Origin of the sequence: Lederbergia wuyishanensis (assembly GCF_022900255.1) — a bacterium.
Taxonomy (GTDB): domain Bacteria; phylum Bacillota; class Bacilli; order Bacillales; family Bacillaceae_C; genus Lederbergia; species Lederbergia wuyishanensis.
The window spans coordinates 93,358-105,382 of record NZ_JALIRM010000014.1 but is presented as its reverse complement, the minus strand read 5'-3'; the positions used below and the strand labels follow the sequence as shown (position 1 = coordinate 105,382).

At 37.2% G+C, this 12,025-nt stretch carries 13 protein-coding genes and 1 riboswitch; of the genes, 4 read left to right on the top strand and 9 right to left on the bottom strand.

What is annotated here, in order from left to right; genetic code table 11:
- The first annotated feature begins 64 nt into the window (after positions 1-64).
- Positions 65-565: a phosphatidylglycerophosphatase A family protein gene (locus MT489_RS18430; protein WP_244683037.1), complete on the top strand. Its 501-nt coding sequence runs from the start codon at positions 65-67 to the stop codon at positions 563-565.
- Positions 566-659: 94 nt separating this feature from the next.
- On the opposite strand, the gene MT489_RS18425 is transcribed toward MT489_RS18430, so the two are convergent.
- A complete protein-coding gene (locus MT489_RS18425) occupies positions 660-1,097 on the bottom strand; it encodes a DUF86 domain-containing protein (protein WP_244683036.1) in 438 nt (145 codons plus the stop codon).
- A gap of 124 nt (positions 1,098-1,221) precedes the next feature.
- Here MT489_RS18425 and MT489_RS18420 point away from each other — a divergent pair, with 124 nt between their 5' ends.
- The gene (locus MT489_RS18420) at positions 1,222-1,536 is read left to right on the top strand and encodes a cytosolic protein (RefSeq protein WP_244683035.1); all 315 of its coding nucleotides are present in this window, start codon (positions 1,222-1,224) and stop codon (positions 1,534-1,536) included.
- Between the two features lie 213 nt (positions 1,537-1,749).
- Here MT489_RS18420 and MT489_RS18415 read toward each other — a convergent pair whose 3' ends face one another.
- Entirely contained in the window at positions 1,750-2,025 is a 276-nt protein-coding gene (locus MT489_RS18415; RefSeq protein WP_244683034.1) for a YutD family protein, read from the bottom strand.
- Positions 2,026-2,134: 109 nt separating this feature from the next.
- On the opposite strand from MT489_RS18415, the gene MT489_RS18410 reads away from it, so the two are divergent.
- Both MT489_RS18410 and MT489_RS18405 read left to right on the top strand, forming a co-directional pair.
- Positions 2,135-2,812, top strand: coding sequence for a YhcN/YlaJ family sporulation lipoprotein (locus MT489_RS18410; protein ID WP_244683033.1), 678 nt, complete (start codon positions 2,135-2,137; stop codon positions 2,810-2,812).
- Positions 2,813-2,883: 71 nt separating this feature from the next.
- Positions 2,884-3,873 (top strand): M23 family metallopeptidase, encoded by a 990-nt coding sequence (locus tag MT489_RS18405; protein ID WP_244683032.1) that lies wholly within the window; start codon positions 2,884-2,886, stop codon positions 3,871-3,873.
- A 34-nt stretch (positions 3,874-3,907) separates the two neighbouring features.
- Here MT489_RS18405 and MT489_RS18400 read toward each other — a convergent pair whose 3' ends face one another.
- The 7 genes from MT489_RS18400 to MT489_RS18370 form a co-directional block, all read right to left on the bottom strand.
- Positions 3,908-4,024, bottom strand: coding sequence for a methionine/alanine import family NSS transporter small subunit (locus MT489_RS18400; protein WP_244683031.1), 117 nt, complete (start codon positions 4,022-4,024; stop codon positions 3,908-3,910).
- Positions 4,024-5,544, bottom strand: a complete 1,521-nt coding sequence (locus tag MT489_RS18395; protein WP_244683030.1) for a sodium-dependent transporter — start codon at positions 5,542-5,544, stop codon at positions 4,024-4,026. The genes MT489_RS18400 and MT489_RS18395 overlap by 1 nt, the downstream gene beginning before the upstream one ends.
- 222 nt (positions 5,545-5,766) lie before the next feature.
- Complete coding sequence (locus MT489_RS18390; protein WP_244683029.1) at positions 5,767-7,332, bottom strand: Na+/H+ antiporter NhaC family protein; 1,566 nt, start codon at positions 7,330-7,332, stop codon at positions 5,767-5,769.
- A gap of 244 nt (positions 7,333-7,576) precedes the next feature.
- Positions 7,577-7,761: riboswitch (Lysine riboswitch) on the bottom strand.
- A 69-nt stretch (positions 7,762-7,830) separates the two neighbouring features.
- Positions 7,831-8,580, bottom strand: a complete 750-nt coding sequence (gene yunB / locus MT489_RS18385) for a sporulation protein YunB (RefSeq protein WP_244683028.1) — start codon at positions 8,578-8,580, stop codon at positions 7,831-7,833.
- A 147-nt stretch (positions 8,581-8,727) separates the two neighbouring features.
- Positions 8,728-9,030: a YunC family protein gene (locus MT489_RS18380; RefSeq protein WP_244683027.1), complete on the bottom strand. Its 303-nt coding sequence runs from the start codon at positions 9,028-9,030 to the stop codon at positions 8,728-8,730.
- Positions 9,031-9,096: 66 nt separating this feature from the next.
- Positions 9,097-10,458 (bottom strand): bifunctional metallophosphatase/5'-nucleotidase, encoded by a 1,362-nt coding sequence (locus MT489_RS18375; RefSeq protein WP_244683026.1) that lies wholly within the window; start codon positions 10,456-10,458, stop codon positions 9,097-9,099.
- Between the two features lie 621 nt (positions 10,459-11,079).
- On the bottom strand, positions 11,080-11,925 hold the full coding sequence (locus MT489_RS18370) for a DUF72 domain-containing protein (protein WP_244683025.1): 846 nt from the start codon (positions 11,923-11,925) through the stop codon (positions 11,080-11,082).
- Between the last annotated feature and the right edge of the window lie 100 nt (positions 11,926-12,025).

Here is a 12,025-nt window from a genome sequence, read left to right as displayed (position 1 = left end):
TCTTGCAGAGTAGTTTTGTTTTGCGGACCAAATTAGATGAGGCAATTAGGGAAGGATGAGAAGAATGAACAATGAACGAGACATTAGTATTTCCGAAGAAACCGCACGTCGTCTTTTAAAGGAACGTGGTGTGACGATTGAAGATATTGCAGAGCTAGTTATGTTCCTTCAAAAAAAATATCATCCAGCTTTAGAAATTGAGGAATGTATTTACAACATCGAACGCGTTCTTCAAAAAAGAGAAGTACAAAACGCCATTTTAACAGGCATTCAGTTAGATATACTTGCGGAAAATGGAAAGCTGGATGAACCTTTGCAATCAATTATTGCGAGTGATGAAAGCCTCTATGGTGTAGATGAGATACTTGCTTTTTCTATCGTTAACGTATATGGATCCATTGGTTTTACAAACTATGGCTATATTGACAAGCAAAAACCCGGCATACTGGAAAAATTAAATGATCATTCATCAGGACAATGCCATACCTTTTTAGATGATATTGTTGGGGCTATTGCTGCAGCTGCTTCCAGTAGACTTGCACATAGTTCAAAAGGGGAAAAATAAAAGAGTTAGTGCTTTTACTTTAGTAAAAAACGGCCTCTGAGTACTGCGAGGCCGTTTTACTTTTTAGTTCTTATTTGTATATGATTAAAACGGTCTACTTTTTAAAAGCCGATATCGGACCCAGTTCATTCGTTAAATAATTTCGAACACAACCAGGGTAAGTTTTAAGTTTATTAATTGAAGTTGATACAACATTTATTAAATCTTCATGATTAACATTAATATAATGTTGAACGAGTATTTTTCGAAAAGAAATAAATTCCTTCATAACAAGTGACAATTCCTCATTTACTACCTTTTCATCCGTTAAAATATCAACAATATCTTCATAACTACCCGGATCCCTCATAATAAAGCCATCAATCATAGCATTCCCTGTATCAAGGATTGCCTCAATGATTGTATGTATCCCCCGCTCTAAAGCCATTTTTTCCATTTGAGAATCCCAGCTTTTATTATTTTGAATAAACTCAATTTTATTTTCCATATAGAGTAATGTTTCTTCAATTTTTTCCCTATCTACAAAATACATAGGATGATGCCTCCACTCGATATAATCAATTTTTATCTTATCAAACTTCAGGGCTTGTGGTCCAATAAGGGTGAATATTAGAACGAGCCTTGGTTAAGCTACTATTAAAAAAGGTGGATGAAACGTGGATAATAAACGACCTAAAACAAATAATCTTGATAAGCATAACCCTCCTTATACAGATGTCTCAAATGTCGTAACCGGGAACAATTACATAATCCCTGAAGATTTACCTGAAGGAGCTTATGGGGCACCACGCGGCAAAGATACACCGGTCGAAAATAAATCGACACCTTGGGAAGAAGGACAACGCTCTTACAGTGCTTTCAACTATGAGTTTAAATCCATGCACGAGGATAACCCTAGGAAAGGCCCAAGTGCTCATAATACAAAAGATGATCCTGAGAGGGAAACTCAACCTCCCTACGAAGATAGTTGATAAAAAAACGGAAGCGCACTCTACCATCAACAAGAAAAATTCTGAGACACAGCAAGTGGTATATTTAACTTTTTGCGTCTCAGTTATCGTCACATGGTGCATGGGACGATAACAAAAACCTGAACTCATGTTTACATTTCAAAAAACTTTAATGAAAAATCGGTGCCCTGGATTCCCTGGACACCGTACTTTTTTATCTTATAAAAAGATTTGCTATTTATCCACTTTTTTCAATACGAAATAGGAACAGCCGAAGTTGCAATACTCATATAAATATTCCGCTAAAGTTCCGATTTTTGTATCGAATGAGGCTTTTTGATTTGAATCTGAAAAAAAACCTTTAAGTCTTAGCTGCCCGTAACCCCAATCTCCAACAATGTAGTCATATTTTGACAACACATCACTAAAACGAGCTCGAAAAGCTTCCTCGTTGTATCCATCTTTATATTCATTGACTAATTCATATTGACAGTTATTAATAATAATCATTTTTCCCTCCGAAATGCAATCGTTATATAAATTATAGCTTAATCCCCAACAATTACTAAGAAAAAAATATATTTTCCTGCGCATTCTATAAAAAGAGGAGGTGTATGAAATGAAAAACAAGCTAGTTCCAATCATTTCCGTATCCTTAATGTTGGTTGGATGTGGTGTAAATAACAAAAGAACTGCCGAGGATAATCACGTTTACCATAAAAGTGGTAACTCCATTAATGTTGCCGAGCACGGTGAAATCTATAATCAGAATCAGCAAAATAACGAATTATTTGGATATGTACGTCAAGTTAAAAGCCCTCTACCCTTAGGTGAAAGTCACAGTTCCAAGCCAATCCAAGGAATTAACAGAGAGCAAACTGCTAATGATATAGCAAGAATTTTAGTTATGCAGCCCGGAATTGAAGACGCCAGTGTTCTTGTTACTGACCAAGAAGTGTTAATTGCTTATTTAACTAACGAAACACGTGACAACGAACGGTTTGACATTGCAGACCAAGCGAAAAAAACAGCAATGAATGTAATTCCTCGTTGGTATCATGTCTACGTAACTGACGATCCTACATTACGGCAAAACGTTGAAAATATTGCTTCCATGAATGCACGTTCAAGTGATAAAGACAAGACAGTACGTGATACTGTCAAATTAATGCTTGAACGTTCTCCGCAAGGAAGAAAATTAAATAAAGGTGAAAATCCAAATGGTGAAGCAATCGGTGAACAAAATCATCATTTAGACCGAACCAATTACAGGCAGCAGTTTGAAAATAAGAAATAATTAAATGAACGCTTGGCCTGATTATCCTTTTGGCCAAGCTTCATTAATTGTGTTGAAAAGAGGTAAATTTGATGAAAAAACTCTTTCCGGTCATATTTCTGTTTTTTTTCCTACCTTTACATGCTGTAGATGCAAAAGAATTATCACAAAAAGAAATTTTCGATAAAAGAATGCATTTATACAAAAGTACAGAAGCTACTACCGGGGTCCCATGGTATTATATCGCAGCAGTTGATCAATTTGAAAGAAGTATTAGATATGTAAGAAAAGATTTACCCAAGCCTGACGATATAACTGGATATTATGTACCACCTAAGCATTGGGCAGGTCCGTTAAATCCTTTTGAAGATGATTCTAATCCATTAACTATCACTTTTTTCAACGGAATTGGAATTGATGGTAATGGCGATGGGAGAGCAGACCGTTCGAATGGAAAAGACCTTCTCTATACAATGGCGACCTATTTATCCCAGTATGGTGTAAACGATCAAGCATTTCGTATTGCTATATGGGATTATTATAAACGCGACCAAACCGTAAGATCGATCATGACGAATGCACAAGTCTATCGCAAGTTTAAACGAATAGACTTGGATGAAAAAGCCTTCCCAATCCCTAAAGGATATAATTATACTTACAAAAATACTTGGGGAGACCGAAGAGGTTGGGGCGGGAGACGAATTCATGAAGGAACAGATATTTTTGCGGGTTATGGGGCTCCTGTTAGAGCAGTAGCTTACGGTGTAGTAGAGCTAAAAGGGTGGAATAAATATGGAGGATGGAGAGTTGGAATTCGAGACCTAAATAATACGTATCATTACTATGCACATTTAAATGGGTTCTCAAAAGAATTAAAAATAGGGGATATTGTAGCTCCTGGCCAGATAATTGGGAGTGTCGGCAGTTCAGGATATGGGCCTCCGGGAACATCTGGTAAATTTCCTCCACATTTGCATTTCGGTATGTATAAAGACAATGGAAAAAATGAATGGTCCTTTGATCCATATCCACATTTAAGATTATGGGAACAACAGGAACGAATCAGACGGAATAAAAAGTAAAGCTTCGGGTTATCATCACCCGAAGCTTTACGATTTATGCTTTTCTTTTTGCTTCTCTTGCTTTAGATATTGCAAGTGCTATACTTGCACCTAATCCTCCCCAAATAATGACCACACCAATAATCATCATGGTAATTGCACTACCTGTCATTATGAAACCTCCTTCTCTTTTTCAAAAGCAGGTTGTTCAAGGGCTTGCCCTTTCCATGGCTTTAATGTAATCAATACCCCAACTAGCATCGCACCAATAGCAACTGTCCAACCATATTTAAATAGGAACTCACGTGGATAACCGCCGCCACCGTATTCACCAGTCAAGTTTTGACGTAGATTATCAAACATCATATATCCTAAAACAACCGGCGTGATGATTGAAAGACTAATTCTCCACCATGCTCCAAGCCTAATATCGGAGACTGAATCGGCATGTGCTTGAAGCGGTTTAAGTTGCTTTGCAAACCAGGCAATAAAGATAACTTCAAAGAGTCCTGCCATTGCTACTCCGAATTGGTTAATAAAGTAATCCGCGACATCCAGAAGATTCAGACCATTTTGTGTAGAAAATGCTAGAGAAACAATTGCAGTTACTCCACCGCCAAATAGAACGGCTTTTGTCCGACTAATATTAAATTTCTCCTGAATTCCTGCAATATATGTTTCTACGATTGAAATTAAAGATGTTAGACCCGCAAGAGTAAGGGAAACGAAAAATAATATTCCAAATACTTCTTGAAATCTAGGAAGTTCGTTAATGATTGTTGGGAATACGGCAAATGCTAACAATACTCCACTTTTTACAACTTCATTAACGGGAACTCCTTGTTGGGCTGCCATAAACCCTAACGCAGCGAAAACACCAAAGCCGGCAAGCAACTCAAACCCTGAATTAGCAAATCCTGTAATAAAGGCACTGTTTGTAATATCGGACTTCTTCGGTAAGTAACTTGAATAAGTAATCATAATTGCAAAACCGATTGATAAACTGAAGAAGATTTGTCCATATGCAGCTACCCAGACCTTACCATTCATAATCGTTGACCAATTTGGTTTGAAAAACTGATTTAATCCTTCAATTGCACCGTCTAATGTAACCGCTCGAACAACGATAATCAAAAACAGAATTACAAGTAGAGGAATCATGATCTTTGTAGCAGCCTCTATCCCCTTTTTTACACCTGCAAATAATATACCAAGAACAATAACCCAAACAATTATCAATGGGATAAGTACACCAGGTACAAAACTACCCATTGTTTCAGTTCCGCCCACTTTTAAATAATCAACGAGTAAAAAGTCTTGTGTACTATTTCCCCAATCCAATTTAAACGAAAAGACGGTATATGCCAATGCCCAAGCGATGATGACGGCATAATAGGTAGCAATGACGAAGGAAATACAGATTTGCCACCAACCAATCCATTCTCCACTTTTCTTAACCCTACCTAAAGACAAAGGCGCAGATCCCCTATACTTATGTCCAATTGTGAACTCAAGAATTAATAGCGGGATACCAGCAGTAAGCAATGCAAATAAATACGGAAGAAAGAATGCTCCTCCTCCATTATCATATGCAACCGCTGGGAAACGCCAAATATTTCCGAGTCCGATCGCAGAGCCGACAGCCGCAAAAATAAACCCGGCCCTTGATCCAAACTGCGCGCGGTTTTCCATTTAATTTCCCCTTTCTCTTTCCATTTGGAAGATTTTTTCTTTTCAGATTATTAATTAATCTAAAAATATTATAGCTAGATAAGCCTATCTTGTCAAAACAAAATTTATTCAAGCCTTATCAGCTTTCGACATTTTTCGCTTCCAACATTTACCTATGAAAAAAGTTATATTAATATAATAAAAAAACAGGATGAGCACCTTTCCTAGCCCATCCTGCATCTACTATTCTATGTTCATATTTTTCCTCTTGCTTAATGCAGTAAATAATACAATCAACAAAATCATAATCGTAATCAAACCTAAAATCGTACTGTCTGTCAAACCTATCACTAAATACCCAATTGCACTAATTGCTGCAGATACCAACGCATATGGCAATTGAGTCATGACATGGTCTATATGATTGCATGCTGCACCAGTTGAAGAAAGGATCGTCGTATCGGAAATTGGAGAACAATGGTCACCCATAACAGCACCAGCTAACACAGCTGCTAATGCAGGTAACAGCAAAGACATATCTGTTACAGAAACAATTTGACCAGCGATTGGAAGCAAAATTCCGAAAGATCCCCAAGATGTACCTGTTGCAAAAGCCATACCAGCAGCTCCGAGAAATAAAATAACTGGCAAAAAGGCAGGATTCATTTGTGATTTTTCAACTAAACTTCCAAGATATAAACCTGTACCTAGCTCATCAATTAACGTAATGATAGCCCAGGCAAATAATAATATTAATACGGCAGGCATCATAGACTTTATTCCAACTCTAATTCCTGTAAATAAAAGTCCGCGTTTAACTGAACGATACTTTATATATTGACGGAAGAAAAGAGAGATCGTTACAACTAGTCCTACCAAACCACCAATAACAAGCGCTTCTGACACATCGGCGTTTCCGAATATTTCCATAATCGTTATTTTTCCTTCTGTAGCTCCTATTCCACTCCAAAAAATTGCACCTAATGTTCCAACAAAAAGTGCAATGATTGGCCATAACAAGTCCCCGACTTTACCTTTATCGCTAATCGGCAACTCGTCCTTTACCTCACCTTGTATCGTTTTATTAGGATCGTATGGCATTCCCGTCGAGATTGCTCGCTCTTCATGTTTTTTCATACTTCCAAAGTCTACATTTTTCCACGCTATAATAAAAACCATTGCCAGAGTAGTCCATACATATAAGTTCATCGGGATCATTTTAATAAAGGCGGTAAATGCTGAAATATTGGTCACTTGATGACTTACTAAAACCGTACCGATGATTCCAATAATAAATGCTCCCCAACTGGATATAGGGGAAACTACACATACTGGAGCTGAAGTAGAGTCAATAATATACGCAAGTTTTGCTCTTGAAACACGATGACGGTCTGTAATGGGGCGAGCAACCTGCCCTACTGCAAGTGCATTAAAATAATCATCAATAAAAATGATGATTCCAAAAACTGCCGCAAGGATTTGAGCACCCGCACGATTTTTAACTTTTGTCATTGCCCATTCTCCAAACGCTCTGCTTCCTCCGCAAATATTGATCAGAGCTGTAATGATTCCTAGTAAAAATAAGAATAATAGAATATAAATATTCCAAGTATTCATAGCTCCCTCATCAATAAAAATCCCTTTAACTGCTTCCCATAATATAGTAACACCTTCAGAAATATTGCCTTTAGACAATAGAAAGGCCGAAACGATTATTCCCGTTCCTAAAGAAAGCAACACCCTTTTAGTAATAATCACCATCACTATCGCCAATATTGGCGGCAGTAAAGATAAAATTGAATTCTCCATATGTTCCTCCCTAGATTAAAAAGTTTAAGTCCTTACTCGTATATTTCCACATGTTGTGGACATTCAACGAAGACACATTGTGATTTTATCCCCCATTATTCTTTTGGCTTAACAGTTGTAAGATAACAGAAGAATCGTGAACGACAAATCTATGCTGGGTAACTAACGAAAAGGAGAAGAAGACAAATAAAAAGAGCAATGATAGAGACCTATCATTACTCATGTAATGTACAGTTCCTCCACCGTGATCTGTAGCTCCCCATACTTTGATTTATTCATAAAGTATGAGAGTGTTACCCTTCTTCAAAGCAACACCAACGAAAATCCTCTGACGAAAATCATCGCTTCGGCAAAAGAACCTTTCGAACTGTGATCATCGTTGTCATCCTTACACAGTCTATTCATTTCTATTGCGCCTCTACCTCATCCGATTTTGATAAGGTTATTTAGTTATAAACACCTTTTCTACTATAACATTTTACTATTCTATTGACAATGCTAATCAGGATTTGCCGGAAATTGGATAGATGGATTAGTAGTTCCATTTCCATTATAAAAATCAGGTACAGCCTGAGGAAATATTCCAATAGCTAGTGGAACCTCTTGTTTCACAACTGTTTTTTCAGATCCAAATGGAATGATAATTTGAACGCTAACTTCTATTGGAATAATGATAGTTACAAATAAATTATTAATTGGATATTGTTCTACCTTTGATTCCACACTAGAACGCACACTACCTATCGGGGTAAACCTAATTGGAATTCTAGGTCCTAAGTTTCCAAGTAGTGCGTTCTTTGTCGCCTGCCCAATTGGAAAAGAATATACAATTCCTTCTCCTTCACTTGATTTATGGTAATCAATTTGAATACCTGTTTCCTCTTGTAGTGTCTCAAGATTTCCTTTTTCTGCTTGTTTTAAATTTAATTGGATTGCCCTTGATAAATCTGCTTGTGTTTTGTTGATTATATCTGTTTTATACTTAACCGCTCCATTCGGTAATATTTCTGCAACATCATTAAGATCTTTAACATTTGGTAAAACATCTTGAACTGCTTTACTGATAACCGCTGGAGCAATTTTATTTGTTTGCGATTCCGCATAGCTTATTAATGTAGGTTTTATTCCAGTATTAACAATCCAAAGTCCTAACGCAGTAGAAAAGATAAAAAAAACAAAAGATAAAAGCATTACGTAACGAAACGGCAAAGGGCCACGCCGTACCTTCCGAACACGAAATACAGCCAAAAAAATCCCCCCTTAATGCAAATGTATGCTTAAGAGGGCCAAGTTAGGGCAAGTTTTTTTGAAAAGCTTTAGCCAAATAAATGGAAAAGACGAGGTGATCGTCCCACGATATCCCCGTCATCAAAATAACTATAACCATACATTTTTCTAGACCATTTTCAATAATGCATCTGTACCAATCATTCCAACATGGATTCCCATTTTTTCCGCAGCCACTGTTACTGATTCTAATGGTGCATTCATTAATTGCTCAATTGTCTTAACTCCAACAGCCCTACCAGCAATAATCTCACGGTCTACTAATCGGTCATTTAGCAAAGCCACATCAAGCGCTCCACACATTATATAGCCTTTATCATTTGATATCGTTAGTAACGTTGTCTTCGGCAGTAGAACTGATGTAGCAATAAACGTATGTCCTTCTATTGTCAAAGGTTCCATCGAAACCATTTCATCCACTCCTCCCAATACTCATATGTATGAATGGAGTGGAAAATAGTTTACTGAGGAAGTAGGTCAATCATTCAATCGTTTTAATTTCCACTCCATGATATCGCGAAGAAATTCAGGCATAAAATAGTTCTTTACCTCTGACCGTCTTATTTCTGGAAAAAACCTCCCAAACGTAAACATATCGGTAGTCGCAAGCGTATACGTCTTTTCCGGCTCTATTGGAGTTCCCTTTATCAAAACCTGCCGATTATTCTTCTCTACTTCAACTCCATAATGAATAAAAGCACCCATTACAGATCCCCTAAAACCTAAACCAATTACTTCAAGATCAACCCAATCTCCATCTTCCGCATGTAAAAGAACTTCTTTTAGCTCAGCACCTGTAAGTTCAACTGTACAAGGGTTAATTGGATGTGGAAGCATTTGGTGAATATCGTATTTCGTCACATTTCCTTTTCGAAGTGATGTAAGAACTAAACCAGTGTTTATAAGAGTGCAATCTGGATTGCACCACTCGTGTAGAGCCTCACAAAGGAGATTTGCTAAAGTTGAAGGACCGTTCCATGAAAATTCTAAAGTATTATGTAAGTGTGCCACTTTTTTTGCGAGTTGCCTCTTTCCGATCGTTTCAAGTTCACGTTCAAAACTTTCTTCATCTGTTTTAGAGGGAAGAAATGCCGTTTCAAAAAGAGTTGGTTGGATAATGGTAGGTTCACTCATTAGTTCTACTTCAACATAACCTACAAAACGTCCATATTTCCCTGCCGCAGCCATCATTGTATTGTGAATCTTTTTTCCTTCATGAAAAAAATGATGAGTATGGGCACCCAATATTAAATCTATTTGTGGGAACAATTCCACCATTTTTTCATCATCATGAATCCCTAAATGAGAAAGAACAATAATCATATCGACTTCATCTTTCATCCTATTTAGTTGCATTTCGAGTTCTGTAAAAGGCTCAGAAAGCTCCCAGCCAAGTAGCTTATATAGTTTTTGATAATACGTAGTCACCGCAGTAACTCCAATTTTGTGACCATGTATCGTTTCATAAATGATATAAGGGCGAACCCATTCGGGTCTTTTATATTCAGGAAGATACAAATTCGCTACAATCACTTCAAAATTTGCTTCTTTATACAACGAATCTAAATCTTCAAAAGGCAAAGTAATTCCCTCATTATTCCCAATTGTTACGGCATTATATTGGCTTTCATTTAATAATTTTGTATTACCTTTACCCATGGAGCCTTCCGTAAACGGGTGCCAGCGATCCATGAAATCTCCACAATCAAAAATAAAAACATCTTCCCCTGCCGCTTCGTGGAACGATTTCCTTTCTGCTAGGAAAGATTGAATTTTAGGCCAGTTTTCAAAATGGCTATGAAGATCATTCGTATGATATATATGTACTTTTTCTTTCACGGATTCACTTCCTAACTCCTATAAAAATACTATAAAAATATAAAGCTTTTCGAAACTAAATTCCGTCATTTTCGTATCATTATGTGACATGCTCGGATTCTGAATCACTTCATCTTAAAACTAATGATAAATGTATAAGTTCTTATGCCCGTCGAGGAAGATACGCGGGGCTCCATTGTTCAAAAAATATTAAGTTTCACTAGGGATGAGAGTAATATACTGCACTATTGGCACAAACGTTTGAGTTTTGCAGCGATTCAGACCGATGCACCGCACTATTGTGACAAATCCTTGTGTTATGCCATGATTCAGACCAATGCGCCGCATTATTGCGACAAACACTTGAGTTTTGCCGCGATTCAGACCGATGCGCCGCATTATTGCGACAAACACTTGAGTTTTGCTGCGATTCAGACCGATGCGCCGCATTATTGCGACAAACACTTGAGTTTTGCCGCGATTCAGACCAATGCGCCGCATTATTGCGATAAACACACCGCGATTGAGATTCTTTCGCAGTATAATTGTAATTACAACAAAATTAGTTCTCGAATGTCTGTAAGAATGTACTAGTTTTCATTCTCAAACGGTAACTTAACGAAAACTAGTTGTATCTTTATACTAAAATAAACCCAGCTGCTTTGATGCCAAACCTGCATACTCAATCCCAAGGAGTTCAATAAATTGTTTGGCATTATCTGCAGCGTCCCCACCAGAGTTATTGTTAAAAAGAACGTATATATCTTTCGTTTCTTTTTGTAATTGAACAATCCATTTTTTCCATTCTAGCAGTTCTTCTTTATTGTAGCGATATAAATAACGAACTTCTCTCCAATTATTACCGTTAGGTTTCATCCAAGCAGCAACATTTCTACCGTGCAAGCGAATTAATGTTTTTTCCTTGTTTGTAGAATGTAAAATCGTAGGGACCGAACCTAAACCCGCTTGAGGTTCGTCACAAATACTATGAATCCACCCTTCTTCTTCCATAAAACGAAGTGTGCTTTCTTTATATTGTGGATAAAACCATGTTTGATTTCGGAATTCTAGAGCAACTGGAATATCATGCATTTTCTCTCGACAATATCGTAAATAAGCTACATTTTCTTTTGTACAATCAAACCATGGTGGAAATTGGAATAAGACCATAGCTAATTTTCCAGACTTAACAAATGGTTGGCTTGATAATAGGAAAGCATCAAACATTTCTTCTTTTGAAGCAAAAGGAATTTCTCCTCTTTGATGCCCAGTCATCCCTTGGTAAGCTTTCACAACAAAACGAAAGCCTTCCGGGGTATCCTGTACCCATTTCGTTGTATTTTTCTCCGGCTGAATCGCATAAAAGGAAGCATCTACTTCCACAGTTGGGAAATGAGCCGCATATTCCTTCAGCTTATCACGTGCTGCAATTCCATTACGATACAATGTATCGTGATCTCCCCACCCTGTTACGCCAATATAAATCATGCGCTCACCATCTTTTTAAAAAAGTGATATATAAAAATGTACCAAACTTTTTAATATATTTGAAGGAATATGGGCTATCTAGCACACCAAAGTAAAAGAA